Raw genomic sequence first — 21,651 nt, forward strand, 5'->3', positions numbered from 1 at the left:
TTCCCACGTCGATCCGATGGCCCACCTGCGCGATGCGGGTCTGCGTCCGAAGCGCACCACACGATGATCGGAACTGGACCCTGACGGACGCCGACATGGACATGTTGAACGCAGACGATCGCGCCGTTGCAGCCATGTCGGGCATGGCCGACGCACTCGTGGGCTATGTCGTGACGGGCTGGGCGATCGACGAGACATCTCCCCTCGATGCTGCCAGCGTCGACATCTTCGTCGATGGCGAGAAGGTGGGCGCGGCCAGCTGCGACCAGGTGCGCCAGGATCTCGCCACCCTGGGATATCCACGGCACGGGGGCGGGTTCAGCTTCCCGATCCCCGGACGCTTCATGGATGGCGATGGCCACGTCCTGCGCATCGCATTCCATGACGGCACGCCGATGATGTTCCACTCCCGGTCCGGCGAGCAGTTGCCCGAGGTGCGCTTCCGCTCCGAGCGCGCGGTGGAGATCGACGGATTCGTCGACGGTATCGTGGGCAGCGGGATATGTGGCTGGGTGGTCCGCCGCAACAACGAGACCGGACACTCCACCGGCGGCGTTCAGATCCAGGTGCGCTGCAACGGCGCCGCCATCGGCCAGTTCATCGCCGACCACGTGCGGCAGGATGTCGGGCAGGCCAAGAAATGCTCGCCTCGCGTCGGCTTCGACTTCCAGATCCCGGCTGAGTTCCGGACCGGCAGGACATTCAGTTTCTCGCTATGGGCCTTGCCGGAAGATGTCGAGCTCCGGCAAAGCCCGATCCGCATCAACTACCCGTCGACCGATGCGACCAGCAAGCTCTATGCGCTCAAGGACGTTGTCGACGAGCTCTGCTCCCGTGCCTGGTCGGTACAGCGCGAGATCATGCGCATGCTGCCGACCGGCGGCACCGTCACCGGCGGTTATGACGCATGGGCGCGACGCTATTATGCCGATCTGACGCGGCGTACCGCCACGCTGCCGCCTGCGCACGGCACACCACTGGTGTCGATCGTCATGCCAACCTACAAGCCGGACCTGCGCGACTTCATCGCCGCCATCGCCTCGGTCAGCAAACAGACCTACGCGAACTGGGAATTGCTCATCGTCGACGATGCCAGCCGCAGCCGCACCCTCACCTCCTGCATACAGGACCATGCCAGGCAGGATCGCCGGATACGCCTGATCCGCCAGACCAGAAACTCCGGCATCAGCACGGCGACCAATGCCGCCCTGCAGGCAGCCCAGGGCGAGTTCGTGGCATTCTTCGACCATGACGACCTTCTGGTGGATGTTGCCATCGAGACTATGGTGCGCGCAGCCCTGTCGACGGGTGCGCGGATCCTGTACTCCGACGAGGACAAGATCGACGAGACCGGCGTCTATAGCGAGCCGAACCTCAAGCCGGACTGGAACTATCGTTTCCTGCTCTGCCAGAACTACATCTGCCATCTGCTGATGGTCGAGCGTGCGTTGCTGCAGCAGGTCGGGCCGCTGCGCACCGCCCACGACGGCGCCCAGGACCATGACCTGCTGCTGCGCCTGTCCGAGACGTGTCCGGCCGATCGCATCCTGCACGTATCCGAGCTGCTCTACCATTGGCGCAAGAGCGCGACATCGACGGCGTCGTCGGGCGACGCGAAGCCGTACGCCATCAAGGCCGGGCTGACCGCGGTCACCGATCACCTGCGTCGCCGCGGCTTCGAAACAGCGGAGGTGACATCGATCGGCGCCAGGACGATGTACTCGATCGAGTGGAACGGCCGCCAGACGCCGAGCGTCTGCATCATCATTCCGTTCAAGGACCAGGCAGGGATCACCCGCCGCTGCCTCGAGGAAGTCCTGGCCCATACCGACTACCCGAACTGGCGCATCGTCCTGGTCGATAACGGGTCGGAGAGCGTGGAGGCCAAGCGGCTCTGCCGGGATTACCACGCCCATCCACTTGTCACGATCCGCCACGTGCATGAGAAATTCAACTACTCGCGGCTCAACAACATCGCAGCCAAGGAAAATCCCGCGGACTTTTTCGTATTTCTCAACAACGACGTTTTCCTGCGGCAGGGGAACTGGCTACGCATCCTGCTGGACGAGGCCCTGGCGGATCCGCGGGTCGCCATCGTCGGCGCCAAGCTGCTCTATCCCGACCGGATGGTCCAGCATGCCGGGATCGTGCTGGGCGTGGGCGGGATCGCGGACCATACCTTCCGCGGCATCCCGGATGGCGACCCCGGCTATGTCGCGCGTGCCTGGTGCGCCCAGCAATACTCCGCCGTCACCGCGGCATGCATGCTCTGCCGGGCGCAGGCGTTCCGCGAAGTCGGCGGCTTCGACGAGGTCGAGCTCGCGGTCGCGTTCAACGATGTCGATCTGTGCCTGAGGGTGGGTGCAAGCGGCTGGCGCGTCATCTGGACGCCCGACCTGGTTGCCGAGCACCACGAATCCCTGAGCCGCGGCACCGACATGGCGCCCGAGAAGGCGGGACGGTTCTTCCACGAGAACCAGCTCATGCAACAGAGACACGGCGAGGTGCTGCGCCGCGATCCCTTCTACAACCCGATCTTCTCCCGTCTCGACGGCATCTTCAGGGATCTCGGCGAGATCGGCTCCGGGAGCTGACGGAGCGATGGCGAAGCACAAGTTCTCGCTGGTCGCCTGCGCCCGCTGGGAAGAGGCCGCGATCCTCGAGTGGCTCGACTACCACAAGTCGATCGGCTTCGATCACGTCTATCTCTGGTCGAACGACGATGACCCGGCGACATTGCGCGAGGCGGTCGCTCCGCATCTCTGCGGCGTCGATCCGTTCCTGACCTTCAACCACTGGCCTGCGCGAGGCAAGCAGGGCGAGATATACGAGCGGTTCGTGGCCGAATTCGCCATCGAGACCGAATGGTTCTGCTTCCTGGATATCGACGAATTCCTGGTGCTGAAGGGCATCGACAACATCCACCGGTTCATGCAGCCGCTGGAGAACGAGTTCGGCTGCATCTATTTCAACTGGCTCAATTATGGCCCGAACGGCCGCCCCAGGCGCGAGCCCGGCAGTGTCCTGCTCGGACATACCCGCCGTTCCCGCTCGCTTGATTTCCATACCAAGAACATTATCAGGTCGTCCCTGGTGACCATTGCCGAGATCCGGGCCGGCAACCTCGCCGGCGCGCTCGCCTACTTCCATTTCTGGCACGACTACAAGCTTGCCGGCCTGCGCATCGGAGACGCCGCCGGCGAGGAGATCATCGACTACACGGTCGATTTCCCGCGCGCGGCGCATGCCTTCTGTCATCGTCCGGGCTACCAGGAACGCATGCTGCAGGTCGCCTATTGCGCCCACTTCCAGTTCAAGTCCGAGGAGGACTTCCTGCGGCGCGTGCGGAGGGGCAGCAACTCCGGGGAGGAACATTGGGAGCGCATGTTCCTGGAGGGACGCCACCTGGCGTTGCTCGCGGCGCATGACGAGGTCGAGGATACCTACCTCGCCGACTACTGGGCACCACGCCACCGCATGCTCGAGGTTGTGCGGCACGCGCAGCTTGTCGCAAAGCAGGCGGGCGAGCTTTGAGAAAACGAGTGTTGGCCTGCATCCTCGGCGTCGCCGTGGCGTGTGCGACCGGTCACGCGCGGGCGCAGGAGGTCTATGTCGGGACCGCCGACCAGTGGCCCGACCTCGTCGCCCATCCGGGCCAGTGGCAGTTCGTGCGTGACCATGCCGACGGGCTCTACGTCAATTTCATCATGATGAAGCAGCAGCCGGCACTGCGTCTGCGGCAGACGGGCAAGCTGATGCGCCACCGGAACGCCTTCCTCGAGTCTGATCTCCGTACCCCAAGACCGGGAGATATCGCATCCGGAGCATCGCCGCAGGACGACCGGGACGCGATAGCAGGACTGCAATCGGCCGGCTTCCGGGTGGCCTATACCAGCCTCAACTACGGCTGGGACGCGTCGCGGGCGGCGCTGCTGGGCAGCTACGGCCGGCAGCGGTCCGACATCCGCCCCGACCTGGTCCAGATCGGACCCTGGACGCTTGGCGGTGATCTCGCGACCGACCCGCCGGGAGCGCACAACGCGGCCTACCGGGACTGGATCCGCAACGCCGATGGCGTCTCCACGGATGGCCCGATGGGATTCTGGCTGGATGACCGGGGCCACATGCGGCAGGCCAGCATCTCGATGGTGCGGTTCGCCCATCGCAACCGCAAGCGGGCCTCGGTGATGCTCTGCCCCTACGGTGCCGGCAACAGCCATTACGGTCCGCAGCAGTTCCTCGCCGTCGCACAGGATGCCGTGCGGGAGCACGAGGATGCCGACGCCGTCCCCGACATCTGGAGCGTCTTCGAATATGCGACCGCTATCCCGGCAGTGCCCGAGCAGGAGAACGGACGGGCGACCAGCACGACAACCGGTGTCGCCTACTGGCTGCTAAAGCACCTGCGCGACCCGGACCACTCCCTGTCGGTGTCGGTGGCGGGAGGTTGGCGGCACACCTCGCGCGGGGTCCGGACCCTGGATGTCGAGCTCGCGAACAACAGCCGATGGATCGATTTCGCACCGCGCCTCATGGTTCATGCCGGGCGCGGCGCCGGCTTGCTGATCCGGCCCGGGGCGGACAGTCCGACGGTCAGCGGGATCGTCTTCACCGGGACTTTGCGGCTGCTGCCCGGGCAATCGCGCGGCATTCGCGTCGTGATGCGTGAGCGCGCGCGGAATGCATGGCTCGACTTGTTCCCGGCCGCGGGCGGCAATGGCACCCCGCGCAGGGTGCCATTGCCGCCTGGCTGACCGGCTAGCGCTGGATCAGTTCGATCTTGTAGCCATCGGGATCCTGCACGAAGGCGATGACCGTGGTGCCGTGCTGTACCGGACCGGCCTCGCGGGTGACCTTGCCGCCGCCGGCACGGACCTTCTCGCACGCCGCCGCGACATCCGGCACGCCCACCGCGAAGTGCCCGAAGCCGCTGCCGACCTCGTAGCCGTCATCCTCGCCATAGTTGTAGGTCAGCTCGATCTCCGCCTGCCCGTGCGCATTGTCGTCGAAGCCGACGAAGGCCAGCGTGTACTTCCCGGCCGGCACGTCGTTGCGGCGCAGCTCGCGCATGCCGAGCAGCTTGTAGAAGGCGATGCTGTCGTCGAGGTTCTTCACCCGGACCATGGTGTGCAGGTAGTTCATGCTCATGTCGTCGCGTCCTTCGCGTTGATGCCTGTCAGGAACAGGCCAAGGCGGTCTGCGGTTGCAATGCAGCCGGGTCGATCGGTGAGAAGCGTGTAGCCCGCCTCGACCGCAATACCGCGCAGCCCCGCGGCAGCAGCATGCTCCACCGTGCGCGGCCCGATCGTCGGCAGGTCGGCGCGACGCTCCTGTCCCGGCTTGACCAGCTTGACCAGCACGCCGCCCGGCCCCGGCTGGCGCAGGCTCGCCGCCCGTTCGAGCATGCGGTCGGTGCCCTCCAGGGCCTCCACCGCCAGCACCAGGTTGTCCTGCACGACGCAGCCCTGCCCGATATCCAGGGCGCCAAGCGCACGCACCACTCGGGCGCCGCGCGCGATGTCGGCCAGTGCCTGCGCATCGGGCGCCACACCGCCCATCACGCCCTCGCCTGCAACGCCCCCCGCCGTGGCGCCATCGGACAGGAACTCGTGCGCGCCCCTGACGACGAAGCCCTCCTCGCCGAGCACGCGCACCAGCGCACCGAGCAATCCGTCATCGCCGCCGAACAGCGAGCGGCCGATCCGCGCCAGGATGCGGGTGCCCTCCGCATCCGGGCGCAGGTCCCGCAGGGACGGCCGTCGCACCGGCCCGATCAGCACCAGCTCACGGCAGTGGTGCCGGCGCAGCGCCGACAGGATCTGCCCGGCCGCCGCCAGGCGGATGATCTCGTGCGGCCAGGGCGCGATCACCGCCGGCTCGGCGAAATCCGCGAATCCGACGATGAAGACGTCGTAGCCTGCGCGCCCCGCAGCCTCGGCCACCTGCGCCGGCAGCGGCCCGCCCCCTGCAAGGATGCCCAGGGCGGGCGCACGCGGTTCCGGCATGAGGGTCAGGCGCCCTCGGTCTCCTCGGCACCGCCGGCGTCCCGCCTCGCCACCCGCACCAGACCGCGGCGGCTCGGGGCGGCGATGAAGGCGAGGATCTCGTCCACCCGCGGGTCGCCGGCGAACTCCGCCCGCACCCGGGCGAGGCGTTCCTCAAACACGCCGGCGCCGGCCTCGTCATGCGGATACAGGGTCCGGAAGGCGCGTCGCAGATGCTGCAGCTCGGGTGCCGCAACCCCGCTGCGCCGCAGCCAGACCCAATGCAGCCCGACCAGCCTGGCACGATTGCCGAGCACGCTGCCATACGGGATCACGTCCGCCTCGACGCCGCAGACACCCCCCACCATGGCGGCGCGCCCGATGCGCACGAACTGGTGCAGCGCCGCGGCGCCCATGATGCGGGCGTGGTCGCCGATCACCACATGTCCGCCCATCACCACGTTGTTGACGATGATGACGTGGTCACCCAGTTCGCAATCGTGCGCGACATGGGCATTGGCCATGAGCAGGCAGTCGTGGCCGACCCGGGTCAGGCCGCTGCCGGTGACGGTGCCACGATGCACGGTGACGTTCTCGCGTATCACGGTGCGGGCGCCGATCTCGCACCGGGTCGGCTCGCCGCGGTACTTGAGGTCCTGCGGCGCCAGCCCGACGGTGCAGAACGGATAGAGCAGCGCGCCCTCGCCGATATGGGTGCGGCCGTCGACGACCACGTGCGAGACCAGTTGTACGCCGTCCCCGAGCGTCACCTCGGGGCCGATGCTGCACCAGGGACCGACGCGGACCCCCTGCCCGATACGGGCGCCGGGTGCAACGATGGCCGAGGGGTGGATTTCGCTCGTCATCGTGCTCGTCATCGCTCGCGGCATCGTTGCATGCCTTGCCTCATCCTGGTGGCTCACCCGGAGGCCCGGCTTCCGGCCTCGATCGTCACGATCGATCCCGGGACCGGCCCTGCGGATCGTGATGATGGCGAAAACGCCTACCCTGGCGATCCTGCCAAGACACCGAATGTTTCCGCCGGTGACGGAGGCGGCCGCAGCGCAGCCGCGCCCTGCTCAGCGCATGATCATCGCGCTGTAGGTGGCCTCGGCGACCGACACGCCGTCGACCCGGGCGACGCCACGGAATTTCCAGACATTGCCCCGGTTGCGCTCTTTCTCGACGTGTATGCGCAGCTGGTCGCCGGGTACCACCGGCCGCCGGAACTTCGCATTCTCGATGGTCATGAAATAGACCAGCTTGCCCTCGAAGGCGTCGCCCAGGGTCAGCACCACCAGTGCCGCCGCGGTCTGCGCCATCGCCTCGATGATCAGCACACCGGGCATCACCGGGCGCTGCGGGAAGTGGCCGAGGAAGTGCGGCTCGTTGAAGGTCACGTTCTTGATGCCTATGGCGGACTGGTTGAGCACCACGTCCACCATCCGGTCGATCATCAGGAACGGATAGCGATGCGGGATCGCCGCCATGATCTGGTGCACGTCGATCTGGGCGATCCGGTCGCCGACATGCGCGGCCAGGATGCCGCCACCGGTCCCCTGCGCTCCCGCCCCGAGTCCACCCGCGGCGTCGCTGTGCGCGTCACCCGCGTCAGCAGGCCCGGTTTTCTCGTTCTGTGCCGTTCCGTCCATCGAGGCTCAATCCATCCCGCGCAGCAGGGCTGCGACCCACATCCACCAACGCCCTATCCGGACGAACCGGGTTCCCGGTCATCCTGCGCGGACTTCGCGCCGGCGATCGACTGCCGCGCCAGTCGTTTCAAGGCCGCCACGTTACGGAAGAACTCCCGGAACGGCATCGCCGGGCTGCCGATCACGTCGGCTCCCGCATCCACATCGGACATCACGCCCGCCTGGGCTCCGATGCGCGCCTTGCGGCCGATCCGGATATGGCCGATCAGGCCGGCCTGGGCCGCAATGGTCACGAAGTCCTCGAGTTCCGTCGAGCCCGAAATTCCCGCCTGTGCGACGACGATGCAGCACCGTCCAAGGCGCACGTTGTGCCCGATCTGCACCAGGTTGTCGAGCCGGGACCCCGCGCCGATCACGGTGTCCTGCGCCGAGCCGCGGTCGATGGTGGAGTTGGCGCCGACCTCGACATCGTCGTGCAGCACCACCCGCCCGAGCTGCGGCACGCTCACGAAGCCGGCGTCCGAGAGCGCAAAGCCGAACCCGTCCTGTCCGATCCGGACGCCGGGGAACAGGGTCACGCGGTCACCGATCAAAGCATGGCTGACACTGGCATGGGCGCCGATCCGGCATCCAACGCCAATCGTGACACCTGGCCCGATGACGGCGTGCGCCATGACCACGCTGCCGGCACCGATCCGTGCTCCTCGGCCGATGACCACGAAAGGACCGATTTCCGCGGCAGGGTCGATGATGGCACCGCTCTCGACCAGGGCGGTCGAATGGATGCCCGGGGTCGCCACGGGAGACGGGTGGAACGCCGCCGCCACCCGGGCCCAGGCGAGATAGGGCTGCGGCGTCACCAGCGCGGCGCAATGTGGCGGCACCTGGTCTACGAACGCGGGTGCCACGATCACAGCCCCGGCACCGGTGCCGGCAAGCAGCGGCAGGTAGCGGCGGTTATCGAGAAAGCTGACCTCGCCGGCCCCGGCAGCCTGCAGCGGCGCCACGCCGGCCAGCGGCGCCGGCGGGCGTCCATCCGCCGGCAGCCTGATCTCGGCGCCGGCAAGGGCGGCCAGGCTCTCGAGCGCGAGCGGCCCGCTCTGCGCAAAGAACCGCTCGTCGCCGGTGCCGCGCCCCGGGGCCTGCACCGGTCGCTACTTCTTCACCGCCGGGCCTGGAGCCGCTCCGGACGCTGTTCCAGCATGGGCGGCGCCGGCGGGCACGGGGGTGGTTGCGACGGTCGAGACCGGCGGCGGTGCCGGCTGCGGACCCGGGTTGGCGGTGGTCGGGAAGCTGCCCGAACGCGCCAGCTCCTCGGGATCGACGCCATCGGCTGGGATGAACACCGAGGACAGCGTCGAATTCAGCTGGTTCGACACCTGCAGGGTGATGTCGAAGTCGTTGATGTTGAGCGCCACCTGCTCGCGATGCAGCACCAGGTTCATGCCGCGGGCGCCGGCGACCTGCCGGATCACCTGCACCAGTTCGCGCTCGATCTGGCCAAGCGACACCTGGGCGGCTTCCTGGATGATGCGGTTGCGGTTGCGGAAGTCGCGTTGCGCCGCCGTCACCCGCTGCTGCAGCGCGCGCTCGCGCGACGCCAGCTGCTCCGGGCTGAGCTTGGAGTTCTGGATCTGCTGCTGCAGGTCGCGCCAGCTCGCCTGCTCCTTCTGGGCATCCTGGTTGAGCTTGTCGCGCCGGGCGCCGAGCGTGCGCTCGACCTGCTGCGCCGCAACCGACTGGCGCATCACATCGGGCACGCTGAGCACGCCGATCACCGCGGCCGGCGGCGCGGCGCCCTTGGGGATCTCGGACAGCGCCGGAATCGGCGGCAGCGGCAGCACCGGCGGCGTCTGCGCGGCACCCTGCGCCTGCGGATCGGGCTCGCCCATGGCGTTGGGGCCCGGCCCCGCGACCGGTCCTGCGGAGGGATGGCGGCGCACCACGCTGCCAGGGGGACCACCGGCGGCGGCCTGCTGGCTCTTCGGCACGAACCAGCCGGGTCCGGAGCCGCTGCTCTGGGCCTGGGCCGCGACCGTCACCGACAGCAGCGGCACCGCGAGGGTAGCGGCCAGCGCGAGGCGCGTCCCCATGCGCGCGCGGTTGCGTACGGCCGGAAGCGAAGCAGGAAGCATGCGCGCGGGCACGCCGTTGTCTCGGAGCATCATCACCTCAGAAGTTCGAGCCGAAGCCGAAGCGGAAGACCTGCGTCTGGTCGTATTTCTGCTTCACCACGGGTATGCCGATATCGACGTTGATCAGACCGAACGGGCTCTTCCACGACACGCCGACGCCAGCCGACACGCGCGGCGTCAGGTTGTCGCCGGCGAAAGGCTGGTTCTCGGCGGCCGTGTAGGTGCGGATGGTGCGCAGCCCGGCCAGGCCGCCCATGTCGACGAAGGTGCGGCCGGACAGGCCGAGATCCGGGCCGAGCGGCAGCGGGAAGTTCAGGGTCGTGGACTGCGTGTAGATGAAGCGGCCGCCGAGCGCGTCGCTTGCGGGATACTGGTTGGTCGGCACCGAATGCGGACCGACGCCGCCATCAAGGAAGCCGCGCAGGTTGTCGCCGCCGAGATAAAAGTTGTCGACGATGTCCTGACGGCCGCCCGAATAGTCGGCGATGTAGCCGGTGCCGGCAACCAGCGCGATGGTCCAGTCATGGTTGCCGGTGAGGATATCGAGCGGGATATAGTAGGAGGCGTCGAGCTTGCCGCGTATGTATTTCTCGTTGCCGCCGAGGCCTGCGACATCGCCGCCGATCCGCACGATATAGCCCTTGTGCGGCTGCAGCCGGCTGTCACGACGGTCGTAGGCGAGCGTGGTGCCGACCTGCGACAGCAGCGAATGTCCAGACTCGTCCTGGATGTACAGGCTGGCTGCGGTGTTGATGTTGCTGACGTGTCGATCGATCAGCGAGTAGTTCCAGGACTGCGACAGGTAGCGGTTGTAGGCGTAGCCGACGCGCGCGGTGCCACCGAGCCGGGTCTCGTAGTAGTCCGAGATGTTCAGGTTGTCGGTCTGGATGCTGAACAGGTCGATGCCGGCGACCAGGTTGCGGCCGAGGAAGTACGGGTCGGTCAGCGAGAAATCGACCTGGTTCTCGTACTGCGCGATGGTGCCCTGCAGACTGGCGTCGATGCCGCTGCCGACCAGGTTCTTCTGGCGCAGGCCGGCGTTGCCGAGGATGCCGGCGTCGGTCGAGTAGCCGCCGCCCAGGGTCAGCTCGCCGGTCGGCTTCTCGGCCAGTGCCGCATTCACGTTCACCTTGTCGGGCGCCGAGCCGGGAGAGGTTTCGACGTTGACGGTGCTGAAGTAGCCGAGGTCCTCGAGCGACTGCTTGGAGCGGCGCTGCTGGGTCGGCGTGAAGGGATCACCCTCGGCGAAGTCGAACTGGCGCCGGACGACATGGTCCTGGGTGATGGTGTTGCCGGTGATGTCGAGGCGCTCGACATAGACCCGTGGGCCTTCGCTGACATCGAACAGCAGGTCGACCGTGTGGTTGTCGGTGTTGCGGGCGATTTCCGGCCGTACCACCGCGAACGGCGAGCCATGCGCCTGCAACTCGTCCTGGATGCCGTCGGCGATGCGCTGCACCTCGTCGCCATCGTACCAGTGGTGCTTCAGGCTCTGCACGGACGGCCGCAGGCTGTCGCCCGGAACATGCCGCAGCGTCGACTTCACCTCGAGCTTGCCGATCCGGTAGCGCGGACCCTCGGTGATGGTGAAGGTGATGTAGAACCCCTTGCGGTCCGGGGAGAGCTCGGCGGTGGCGTCCGAGACATCGAAATCGACATAGCCGTTGCGCAGGTAGAAGCGTCGCAGCAGCTCGCGGTCATACTGGATGCGGTCGGGGTTGTACTCGTCCGACGAGGAGAAGAAGCGATACCAGGCGGTCTCCTTCGAGGTCACCACCTGCGACAGCCGTGCCTCGCTGAACGCCTTGTTGCCGACGAAGCTGATCTTCTGGATCAGGGTGAGCGTGCCCTCGCTAATCTGGAACACCACCTCGACGCGGTTGTGCGACAGCCGGATGATCTGCGGCGTCACGGTGACCGCATAGCGACCCTTGCCGGCATAGAGGTCGAGGATCTTCTGGCGGTCGCGCGCCGCGAGCTCCGGCGTATAGACCGCGCGCGGCCGCAGGGTGATGACCTTGCGGATGTCGTCGTCCTTCGCCGCATGGTTGCCCTCGAAGGCGATGCGGTTGACGATCGGGTTCTCGCGGACCTTCACGATCAGGGTCGAGCCGTTGCGCGTCAGCGAGACGTCGCGGAACAGGCCGGTGGCGTAGAGCGTCTTCAGCGAACGGTCGAGCTCGTCCTGGTTGAACGCATCGCCCTGCTGCACCAGCAGGTAGGACAGGATCGTGCTGGTCTCGATGCGCTCGTTGCCACGCACGTCGATCGCCGAGATGGTGCCCCCGGATACCGGCACGGCGCTGCCGCGACGCACGCGCGCCGGCTGCACATGGCGACGGTGCGCCAAGGCCGGGCGGGGGGCCCTCGTCCTGGGAGGCGGCGCCTGGTCGGAGGGCGGCGTCTGGTCGGGCGGCAGCTGGCCCTGCGTCGGGCTGGCCGGCGCAGCCGACTGGCCATAGGCGGCGCCGTCGACCATGAACGGGATCAGGCAGGCTGAAGTCAGCAGTGCGGAGCGTCTAGCGGACAAGGATAGGCATCCCCTCAGGTCAGTCTGGGTGCTGGTCCCGATCTCCGCCGGAAATCGGGGCGCCGCCATGCACCGCCCGCGGGGAACTAGCCGCAATGCTCACGAGAACGCAAGCGGCCCGCCTGTAACCGGACCTTCCGGCTTTCCTCGCTCGCCCCCGGCGAGACTGCCCGGGAACGGTCCAGGACGATCAACCGACCCGGTGGGACACCCACGAGAAGAGACCGAGATGGGAGAGGTCGTTGAAGGTGACGAACAGGAACAGGCAGGCGATCAGCGCGAAGCCGGCCCGGAAACTGTATTCCTGCACCGGCCGCGGCACCGGGCGGCCCATGACCGCCTCGATCCCGTAGAACACCAGCCGGCCGCCATCGAGCACCGGGATCGGGAACAGGTTGATCAGGCCGAGATTGATCGACAGCAGGGCGATGAAGCTGACCAGGCTGGCGAAGCCGAGCCCGGCGACCTGGCCGGAGAGTTGGGCGATTCGCAACGGACCGCCGAGGCCGGCGGCGCTCTGCCTGCCGGTGAGCATCTGCCAGATGCCGTCCAGGGTCTGCACCGCGACGCTCCAGGTCTCGGTGACCCCGGCGACGATGGCCTGGCCGACCGGCATCGCCCTGGTCGGCGGGGCAATGAACATCACGCCGATGACGCCGGCACCCGGCTTGTCGCCACCGACGGTGAGCGGCACCGATAGCGTGTGGCCGGCCCGCAGCACCTGCATCTCCACGCGCTGCCCGGCGGCGGCGGAGACCGTGCGCTGCACGTCGAGGATGCTGCCGGTCGGCGTCACGCCGACCCGCTCGATGCGATCGCCCGGCAGCAGGCCGGCCGCACGGGCGGCGCCGCCCGCGACCGATTCACCGATCACCGGCGGCATGCCGGCCAGCGGCGCCGCGCTGGGCCGGCCGACGGTGGCGAACAGGGCGGCGAACAGCACGATGGCGAGCAGGAAGTTGAACACCGGCCCGGCGAGGATGACGATCGCCCGCGAGCCGACCGGCTTGTCGTGGAAGGTGCGGCCGGGGATCCACTTCGCCTGCGTCTCCGCCGACGCCTCCGCCGGCCCCTCGAAGCCGTGCGGCTTCACGTAGCCGCCGAGCGGCAGGATGCACAGCCGCCACTCGGTGCCGACGCGGTCGTGCCAGCGCAGCAGCGGACGTCCGAAGCCGATCGAGAAGATCTCGACATGCACGCCACGCCAGCGTGCGGCGAGGTAGTGACCCAGCTCGTGGATGAACACCAGCACGCCCAGCACCAGTGCGAAGGCGAGCGGGGTGCGCAGCACCTGCGGCAGCATCACGAGCGGCCTCGCCCACAGGCCAGGGATTGGCGCTTCAACATGCTTGGCTTCATGACCGGGGGCCTTCCTGAGCAGTCACGCCGCACGCGAACCGGATCCCGGCGTCGGCAGATGGGCCCGGGCAACGCGCCTGGCCTCCATATCCCAATGTAGGACGCTCTCGAGCGTTTCCGCATCCTGGACGCCGATTTCACGAATCACCCGCTCGACCAGCCGGGCGATGTCGAGGAACCCGATGCGCCGCTCCAGGAAGGCGGCGACAGCGATCTCGTTCGCTGCCGACAGCACCGCCGGCGCCGCACCGCCGCTGCGCAATGCCTCGCGGGCAAGCCGGAGCGCCGGAAAGCGCACCGGATCGGGTGCCTCGAACTCCAGCCGCGCCACCTGCGCGAGGTCGAGGCGCGGCGCGTTGGTGCGCATCCGGCGCGGCCAGGCCAGGGCGTGGGCGATCGGCACCCGCATGTCCGGCGCGCCGAGCTGCGCCAGCACGCTGCCGTCGCTGTACTGCACCATGCCGTGCACCACCGACTGCGGATGCACCAGCACCTGGATGCGGTCCTCCGCCAGGCCGAACAGACGCGCCGCCTCGATGATCTCGAGACCCTTGTTGAACATGCTGGCGGAGTCGATGGTGATCTTGGCGCCCATCGACCACACCGGGTGGCGCAGCGCCGCCTCCGGGCTCGCCTGCTCCATCTCCTCGAGGGTCGAGCGCCGGAACGGGCCGCCGGACGCTGTCAGCACGATGCTGTCCACCTCCTCGTGCTGGCGGTCGGCCATCGCCTGGAACACCGCGTTGTGCTCGCTGTCGACCGGCAGCAGGGTGGCGCCGGCGTCGCGCACCGCGCGCAGCATGACGTCGCCGGCGCAGACCAGCGCCTCCTTGTTGGCCAGCGCCACCGCGCCGCCGTTGCGTATCGCCGCCAGCGTGGGTGCGAGGCCGACCGCGCCGGTGATCGCCGACATGGTCCAGTCGACCGGGCGCGCGGCCGCCTCGGTCACCGCCGCCATGCCGGCCGCCGCCGTGACCCCGGTGCCGGCGAGGCGGTCGCGCAGCTCGTCGAGCATGCCGTCCTCGGCGATCACCGCGTGGCGCGCGCGCAGTGCCACCGCCTGGCTGGCCAGCCGCTCGACATTGCGCCCGCCGACCAGCGCGTCGACCTGGTAGCGGTCGGCGGCCTGGCCGAGCAGGTCGATGGTGCTGCAGCCGATGCTGCCGGTGCTGCCGAGGATCGAGACGGTCTTCATTCGGACGTGTTCCTGAGGGAGCGCCCACTCCGGGCACCGTTATCCAAGGCTGCCGTTGCGGGCGTGAGGTTCAGCCAGCTTTCCAGGCGTCCGGCCGGCGGCGCCTCGGCGGACCCGGTATCGACCAGTCCGAATTGCGACAGCCGGACTTGCCAGAAGCCCTGCCCCGGCGCGCAGCCCAGTGACAGCAGGGCCGCCACCGGCACGGCGCCGATCAGGCCGTCGAGGCGGTCGAGCAGGCCACCATGCCCGGGGATCAGGCGGCCGGAATCCTTCACCCCGCAGCGCCGCTTCAGGGCGCTCTCGGCGAGGTCGCCGGCCTGCGCCGCGATGCCGAGCAGGCCGCCGAACAGCAGGCCGCGCAGGATGCCGGAGCCAGGCGACGCGCCGTGGCTGGCAAGGCCGGCCACCAGCGCGCCGGCCAGCATCGCACCGAGCAGGCCGCCGGCGGCGCCCGAGCGGGTCTTGCCAGGCGAGATGCGCGGCGCGAGCTTCGCACCGCCGATCGCGCGCCCGACCAGATAGGCCAGGCTGTCGCTCGACCAGACCACCAGCACCACGAACAGCAGCGAGGCCGCGCCGGCGCCGGGGAAGTCGCTGAGGCGGATCAGCGACAGGCCGGCGGCGCCGATCACCAGGATGCCGCCGCCGCGCATCGGCCCGAGCAGGCAGCCGGCGGCGAGCAGGCGCAGGCCGGCCATCCAGTCGTAGGTCACCGCCAGCAGCAGCGACGCCCCAGGCCAGACCAGCAGCGCGATCCCGGCCGGCGAGACCGGTCGCACGCGTGCCAGCCCCGCCCATTCCCAGGCCAGCCCGACCATCATTAGCAGGGTGACGGCGACCAGGATCCAGCCGCCATCGATCAGGCACAACAGCCCGAGGGGCGCCAGCACGGCCGCCGATATGAGGCGCAGGCGCAGGTCGCGCCAGGAGCCGGCGGTGGTGGCGGGTGCCGCGTCTGGGATGACCGCCCGCCTGATCGCAGGGTTCTCAGCCAGGGCGCGCCCCGAAGCGGCGTTCGCGGCGGGCATAGGTGTCCAGCGCCTCGGCGAAATGCGTGGGGCCGAAATCGGGCCACAGCACGTCGAGGAACACCAGCTCGGCATAGGCCGCCTGCCAGAGCAGGAAGTTGGACAGCCGGAACTCGCCGCTGGTGCGCACCATCAGGTCGGGATCGGGAATGCCGTCGGTGTAGAGGAAGCGGCCGAACTGCTGCTCGTCGAGCTGCGCCGGATCGAGCCTGCCGTCGCGCACCGCCTCGGCGATGGCGACCGTCGCGCGGAGGATGTCGGAGCGCCCGCCATAGGAGAGTGCCACCATGAGGTTGAGCCTGGTGTTGCCGGCGGTGATCCGCTCGGCGCGCTCGAACTCGCGGCACATGTCGCGATCGAAACGCTCGCGCTCGCCGATTACCCTCAGCCGCACCCCCTCTCGATGCAGCTCCGCCAGCTCGTGGCGCAGATAGTGCCGCAGCAGGCCGGTGAGGTCGGTGACCTCCTCGGCGGGTCGCCGCCAGTTCTCCGACGAGAAGGCGTACAGCGTCAGCCAGCCGACCTTGTTCTGGATCGCCGCCTGGATGCAGCGGCGCACCGCCTGTGCGCCGGCGCGATGGCCGGCCAAGCGCGGCAGCCGTCGCGCCGCCGCCCAGCGCCCGTTGCCGTCCATGATGACGGCGACGTGGCGTGGCACGGCACGCTGCGCAGTCTCGGGAACCGCCTTTCCGGCTGGCTCCTCCAGACGCTCGACCTGCATGGGTACACCCTGTGACAAGTGCGTCAGACCTGCTTGATCTCGCGTTCCTTGTCGGTAAGCGAGTCATCGATGCGTTTCACGTAGCTGTCGGTCAGCTTCTGCACGTCCGCCGCCCAGTCGACGCTGTCATCCTCGCTGATCTCGCTCTTCTTCTCGAAGCCCTTGATCTGGTCCATGCCGTCCCGCCGCACCCCGCGCACGCTGATCTTGGCGTTCTCGGCGTAGCGGCCGGCCGCCTTGGCGAGTTCCAGGCGACGCTCGGTGGTAAGCTGCGGGATCGGCACCCGCACCACCTGGCCGTCCGCCATCGGGTTCAATCCAAGACCGGCGTCGCGGATCGCCCGCTCGACCGCGGTGACCAGGGTGCGGTCCCAGACCTGCACGGTGATCATCCGGCTCTCCGGCACCGCGATGGTGCCGACCTGGGTGATCGGCATCTCGCCGCCATAGGCCTCCACGCGCACCGGCTCGAGCAGCGCCGGACTGGCGCGGCCGGAGCGCAGGCCGCCGAAATCACGTCGCAGAGTCTCCAACGCGCCGTCCATGCGGCGGGTGAGATCTTCCAAAAGGGCACTCAGGTCAGCGGCCAACGCGGCTCTCCTCCAATCTTCCGGCGCGCGAGTCCATGGACAAGACGACGCACTATCCCCGGCCTGCCGTATACACTCGGCATCTCTCAGTTACTGGAACCTTTGCTCGCCGCCGTAAACATGCCGCCTGCAGACGTGCCGCCTGCCGAGCCGCCAGCGCGGTTGCGTGCCCTGGCGCCTACTGGGCTTCGACGATGCGTGTGAACGGCCCCTCGCCACGCATGACCTTCGCGAATGCCCCCGGCGCGTGGATGTTGAAGACCAGGATCGGAAGCTTGTTCTCACGCGCCAGGCTGATCGCCGAGGCGTCCATCACGTTGAGATCGTTGGCCAGCACGTCCAGGTAGGTCAGCTCCTCGTAGCGCTTCGCGTTCGGGTCCTTCCGCGGATCGGCCGAATACACGCCGTCCACCTGGGTGCCCTTGAGCAGCGCGTCGCAGTCGGTCTCGGCGGCTCGCAGCGCCGCCGCGGTGTCGGTGGTGAAGAACGGGTTGCCGGTGCCGGCGGCGAAGATCACCAGCCGGCCCTTCTCCATGTGCCGCAGCGCACGCCTGCGGATGTACGGCTCGGCCACGCTCGACATCTGGATCGCCGACATCACCCGCGTCGGCACACCGGCATGCTCCAGCGCGTTCTGCATGGTGAGCGCATTGATGACGGTCGCCAGCATGCCGGCATAGTCGCCCTGCGCCCGGTCCATGCCGCGGGCCGCCGCCGCGATGCCGCGGAAGATGTTGCCGCCGCCGATCACCAGGCACACCTGCACGCCGGTCGCGAACACGTCGCGCACATCCGCCGCGATGGCGTTCACCGTCTTGGGGTCCGTGCCATACTCGCCGTCGCCCATCAGCGCCTCGCCGGACACCTTGAGCAACACGCGCTTGTACAGGTTGCCGCCTGAAGGTTCAGTCATGCGCCGGGTCGCCCTTCATGCAGTGCGGCGCTTCTCATATCCTCCGGACCCCGCCGTCACAAGCAGATCGAGGCCTGGACGGCGGTTTACCGCAGGCCCGCGCCCCGACTCCATGGCCTGCAGCGAGCGCCGGATCAGCCCGGTGGCTCAGCCGGGCTCGGGCAGGACCGGATGCTTGTCCGGCGCCGCCGGCCGCACGAAGCCCTCAGGCGGATGCTCCCGCAGCAGGGTCATCGCCTCGGCCACCGCCCGCTCGAGCTGCGGATCGTGCCCCTGGCGTATCTGCTCCGGATCGGCGGCCACCTCGATGTCCGGCGCAATGCCGGTATTCTCGACCTCCCACTGGCCGTGGATGCCGTAGATCGCCCAGCGCGGCGCGGTGACGGTGCCGCCGTCGATCAGCTTCGGGTAGCCGCCGATGCCGACCAGGCCACCCCAGGTGCGCTCGCCGACCAGGGGTCCCACGTGGTTCTTCTGGAACAGCCAGGGCAGCGCATCGCCGCCGGAGCCGGACATCTCGTTGATGACCATCACCTTCGGCCCGAAGATCGCCTGCGCCGGCTCCGTGATCGGCTCGCCCTCGCGGGTCTCGTTGACCATCTGCGGCGTCCGCCGGAGCTGGTCGATGATGGTGTCGGCGATGTCGCCGCCATGGTTGAAGCGCTCGTCGATCACCGCCGCCTGGTGCCCGACCTGGGCGTAGTAGTAGCGATTGAAGTTGGCGAACCCGCCGCTCGCGGTATCGGGCAGGTAGACATAGGCGACCTTGCCGCCGGACAGCCGGTCGACGGTGCGGCGGTTCTGCTCCATCCAGCCGCGCAGGCGCAGCGCTGCCTCGCTCGCCACCGGCAGCACCGTCACCTGCCGCGCGCCGTGGCCGTCCGCGTTGGGTCCTACCGTCAGCACGGTGCGGGTGTCGGCGAGGCCATCGAACGCCGCATAGACCTCGCGGTCGACCGGAACCGGCTGGCCGTTGACGGCGAGCAGGTACTCGCCCTCCCTCACCTCGATCCCGGGCTGGCTCAACGGCGCCACCAGCTTGGGATTCCAGTTCTCGCCGCGCAGGATGCGGACGATCTTCCAGTGGCCGTCGGACACCACGTAGTCCGCGCCGAGCAGGCCGACCTTCGCCTTCGGCTGCCCGGGCAGCTCGCCACCGCGGATGAAGGTGTGGCCGACCGCGATATGACCGGTCATCTGGGTCAGCAGGACGTTGAGATCCTGGCGGGCGCCGAGCCCGGCGAGGAACGGCGCATAGGTGCGGATCGCCGCCTGCTCGTCCAGGCCATGCAGGCGCGGGTCGTAGAAGAAGTCGCGCTCGATCCGCCAGGTCTCGTTGAACATCTGCCGCCACTCGGCGCGCGGATCGACCATGACCGAGACCTGGTCGAGCTTGAGGGTGTGCTGGGCGTCGCTGCCACCAGGGGGGCTCCCCGCTTTCAGCGGCGCATCCGACGGCGCGACGATCCAGTCGTGCTTGCGCTCGAGCAGCATGTGCTTGCCGTCGGCCGATACCGAGAAGCTGCCGGGCTGCACGTCGGACGCGAGCGCCTTGTTCTCACGCTTCTTGAAGTCGAACCGGGACAGGGTCTGCGCCGGCTCGTCCTCGTGGTCCTGGAGGTCCTCGTCGGTCTGCGCGGCGGGCTTGGTGAGGGTGTAGACGACGCCCTCGGCGCCGACCTCGAGGCCGGCGAAGTTGGCGCGCCCTATCGGCAGCGCAACGATGCGCTGGTCCAGCCCGTCGAAATCGATCGCCACCCGCGCCGGCGGGGCCGGGTGGTCATGCGGCTTGCCGGCAACCGTATCGCCCGCCTCGGGGTCTGCGGCCTTGGCATCGGCCGCCTTGTCGCCCGCCGAGCCGGGATCCTCCTCGTCGCTCTCGGGTGCCACCGGCGACGGGATGTCCTTGCGCAGCACCACCACGTAGGCGGCGCCGTCGGTGGCGCGTCCCAGGGAAGACATGTCGAGCCACCCGGCGCCGAGGCCGATGCTGGTGCTGGCGGTGAAGTAGAGATACTTGCCGCTGCGGTCGAAGCGCGGGAACGCCACGTCGCTGAGCCCGTCGGTGAGCTGCGTGGCGCGGCCGGTGTCGAGCGAATACGCGAATGCCGCGTGCAGGTGGTTGGCGAGCTGCTTGGTGTAGGTGATCCAGCGGCTGTCGAACGACCAGGCCGGGTCGTAGTGGAAGAACGGCGTGTCGAAGCGGTCGGTATCGACGCGCACCGGCTTCGCGGCAGCGGACAGGTCGACCATCCACAGGATCAGCCGCTTGTCGTGGAACAGGAGCTTCTTCGAATCCGGCGACCAGTGGATGTCGTAGAAGAACGAGGCGGGCTGGCCAAGGGATATCGTCCGGCCGGCGCCGATGCCATCGGCCGGCTCGATGCGCAGGGCGTACTCGCCGCTCCCGTCGGTGAAATACGCGACGCTCCTGCCGTCCGGCGACGGTGCCGGGTCACGGTTGGCAACCCCCGGCGACTGCGTGAGGTTGCGGACAGTCCCCTTGTCGGCAGGCACCGACAGGATCTGGCCGCGCGCCTCTATCACCACCCGCTTGCCGGTCGCGGTGATCCTTGCGTGCTGGATCTGGTCGGGCATGACCGTCTCGAGATGCGGCCGGACCTGCGGCAGGTCGGCATCCACGCTGACCGGGACGGTCTCCAGGCGGCCGGTATCGGGATGGAACAGTTCCAGCCGGCCGAAATGATCGATGACGATACCGTCCGGGCCGGCCGACGCCGAGGCCATCGCGAAGCCGCGTGCGTTGTCGACCAGCCGGGTGATCGCGCCGCCGTTCGGGTCGTAGGAGTAGAGCGTGGTGGGTCCGTCGCGGTCCGACAGGAAATAGACCTTGCCGCCGACCCACATCGGGTTGCGGTCGTTGCTGTTCGGGCGCGGGATCGGGGTGACGTGGCTGTCGCTCAGCCGGGCAATCCAGATGCGAGCCGTCTGGCCGCCGCGGTAGTTCTGCCAGGCCGGCTGCCACTGCTTGATCGGCGAATAGGCGATCTGGCCGGCATCCGGCGAGAAGCTGCCATCCTCCCCCGAGGGCAGCGGCAACGCAGCCGGCACGCCGCCATCGGCCGGCACGACGAACAGCTGGTCGAGATCGCGCGGCACCGCGCGCGGGGTGTGGAACAGCACCGAGCGGCCGTCGGGCGTCCAGCCGACCGCCTCGTCGATGCCGGGATGCCAGGTCAGCCGCCTCGGCTCGCCACCGGCGGCCGGCACCACGTAGACATCGGTGTTGCCGTCATAGCGGCCGGTGAAGGCGATCCTGCTGCCGTCCGGCGAGAAGATCGGATGGCTCGACTGGCCCTCGCCGGTCACCAGCCGCCCGGCGCGGCCACCGCCCCGGGGCACCGTCCAGATCTCGCCGGCATACTCGAAGGCGATGCTGGTGCGTGACAGGGTCGGATGCTGCAGCAGCAACGGCGGCGCCGTCTGCGAGAGGGCGGGCGCCGCGACGAGGAAGGCCAGGCCGGACAGGGCAACACTGATACGCAACTGGGATCCTCGCCACGCTCGATCGGGGAGCCGA

The 21,651-nt window shown here is 68.7% G+C and carries 17 protein-coding genes; 3 read left to right on the forward strand and 14 right to left on the reverse strand.

Features of this window, described 5'->3' with window-relative positions:
- Positions 1 to 95 precede the first annotated feature (95 nt).
- The 3 genes from FE263_RS01050 to FE263_RS01060 are packed head-to-tail and all read left to right on the forward strand — an operon-like array spanning position 96 to position 4,754.
- Positions 96 to 2,594, forward strand: coding sequence for a glycosyltransferase family 2 protein (locus tag FE263_RS01050; protein ID WP_171033873.1), 2,499 nt, complete (start codon positions 96 to 98; stop codon positions 2,592 to 2,594).
- Between the two features lie 7 nt (positions 2,595 to 2,601).
- The gene (locus FE263_RS01055) at positions 2,602 to 3,534 is read left to right on the forward strand and encodes a glycosyltransferase family 2 protein (protein WP_138324109.1); all 933 of its coding nucleotides are present in this window, start codon (positions 2,602 to 2,604) and stop codon (positions 3,532 to 3,534) included.
- An 8-nt stretch (positions 3,535 to 3,542) separates the two neighbouring features.
- Positions 3,543 to 4,754, forward strand: coding sequence for a hypothetical protein (locus FE263_RS01060; protein ID WP_138324110.1), 1,212 nt, complete (start codon positions 3,543 to 3,545; stop codon positions 4,752 to 4,754).
- 4 nt (positions 4,755 to 4,758) lie between these two features.
- On the opposite strand, the gene gloA is transcribed toward FE263_RS01060, so the two are convergent.
- The 14 genes from gloA to FE263_RS01130 form a co-directional block, all read right to left on the reverse strand.
- Positions 4,759 to 5,148 (reverse strand): lactoylglutathione lyase, encoded by a 390-nt coding sequence (gene gloA, locus FE263_RS01065; RefSeq protein WP_171033874.1) that lies wholly within the window; start codon positions 5,146 to 5,148, stop codon positions 4,759 to 4,761.
- Positions 5,145 to 6,005 (reverse strand): LpxI family protein, encoded by an 861-nt coding sequence (locus FE263_RS01070; protein WP_138324111.1) that lies wholly within the window; start codon positions 6,003 to 6,005, stop codon positions 5,145 to 5,147. The genes gloA and FE263_RS01070 overlap by 4 nt, the downstream gene beginning before the upstream one ends.
- Before the next feature lie 5 nt (positions 6,006 to 6,010).
- Positions 6,011 to 6,850 (reverse strand): acyl-ACP--UDP-N-acetylglucosamine O-acyltransferase, encoded by an 840-nt coding sequence (lpxA, locus tag FE263_RS01075; RefSeq protein WP_240758926.1) that lies wholly within the window; start codon positions 6,848 to 6,850, stop codon positions 6,011 to 6,013.
- A gap of 213 nt (positions 6,851 to 7,063) precedes the next feature.
- The gene (gene fabZ, locus FE263_RS01080; RefSeq protein WP_138324113.1) at positions 7,064 to 7,636 is read right to left on the reverse strand and encodes a 3-hydroxyacyl-ACP dehydratase FabZ; all 573 of its coding nucleotides are present in this window, start codon (positions 7,634 to 7,636) and stop codon (positions 7,064 to 7,066) included.
- 53 nt (positions 7,637 to 7,689) lie between these two features.
- Positions 7,690 to 8,784 carry a UDP-3-O-(3-hydroxymyristoyl)glucosamine N-acyltransferase gene (gene lpxD, locus FE263_RS01085; RefSeq protein ID WP_138324114.1) on the reverse strand — a complete coding sequence of 365 codons (1,095 nt, stop codon included), beginning with the start codon at positions 8,782 to 8,784 and terminating at the stop codon, positions 7,690 to 7,692.
- Positions 8,785 to 8,790: 6 nt separating this feature from the next.
- Positions 8,791 to 9,729 carry an OmpH family outer membrane protein gene (locus FE263_RS01090; protein WP_240758927.1) on the reverse strand — a complete coding sequence of 313 codons (939 nt, stop codon included), beginning with the start codon at positions 9,727 to 9,729 and terminating at the stop codon, positions 8,791 to 8,793.
- A gap of 79 nt (positions 9,730 to 9,808) precedes the next feature.
- Positions 9,809 to 12,343: an outer membrane protein assembly factor BamA gene (gene bamA, locus FE263_RS01095; protein ID WP_408886144.1), complete on the reverse strand. Its 2,535-nt coding sequence runs from the start codon at positions 12,341 to 12,343 to the stop codon at positions 9,809 to 9,811.
- 148 nt (positions 12,344 to 12,491) lie between these two features.
- Positions 12,492 to 13,601, reverse strand: a complete 1,110-nt coding sequence (gene rseP, locus FE263_RS01100) for an RIP metalloprotease RseP (RefSeq protein ID WP_138324860.1) — start codon at positions 13,599 to 13,601, stop codon at positions 12,492 to 12,494.
- 81 nt (positions 13,602 to 13,682) lie between these two features.
- Positions 13,683 to 14,855, reverse strand: a complete 1,173-nt coding sequence (dxr, locus tag FE263_RS01105; RefSeq protein WP_138324115.1) for a 1-deoxy-D-xylulose-5-phosphate reductoisomerase — start codon at positions 14,853 to 14,855, stop codon at positions 13,683 to 13,685.
- A complete protein-coding gene (locus FE263_RS01110) occupies positions 14,852 to 15,886 on the reverse strand; it encodes a phosphatidate cytidylyltransferase (protein ID WP_138324116.1) in 1,035 nt (344 codons plus the stop codon). Before FE263_RS01110 ends, dxr begins: the two co-directional genes overlap by 4 nt.
- Complete coding sequence (locus FE263_RS01115; RefSeq protein WP_138324117.1) at positions 15,846 to 16,607, reverse strand: isoprenyl transferase; 762 nt, start codon at positions 16,605 to 16,607, stop codon at positions 15,846 to 15,848. The genes FE263_RS01110 and FE263_RS01115 overlap by 41 nt, the downstream gene beginning before the upstream one ends.
- A 23-nt stretch (positions 16,608 to 16,630) precedes the next feature.
- Complete coding sequence (frr, locus tag FE263_RS01120) at positions 16,631 to 17,197, reverse strand: ribosome recycling factor (protein WP_138324118.1); 567 nt, start codon at positions 17,195 to 17,197, stop codon at positions 16,631 to 16,633.
- Between the two features lie 178 nt (positions 17,198 to 17,375).
- Entirely contained in the window at positions 17,376 to 18,110 is a 735-nt protein-coding gene (gene pyrH / locus FE263_RS01125) for a UMP kinase (RefSeq protein WP_138324119.1), read from the reverse strand.
- Between the two features lie 147 nt (positions 18,111 to 18,257).
- Positions 18,258 to 21,617 (reverse strand): S41 family peptidase, encoded by a 3,360-nt coding sequence (locus FE263_RS01130; protein WP_138324120.1) that lies wholly within the window; start codon positions 21,615 to 21,617, stop codon positions 18,258 to 18,260.
- Positions 21,618 to 21,651 lie beyond the last annotated feature (34 nt).

The organism is Lichenicoccus roseus, assembly GCF_005844085.1.
Classification (GTDB): domain Bacteria; phylum Pseudomonadota; class Alphaproteobacteria; order Acetobacterales; family Acetobacteraceae; genus Lichenicoccus; species Lichenicoccus roseus.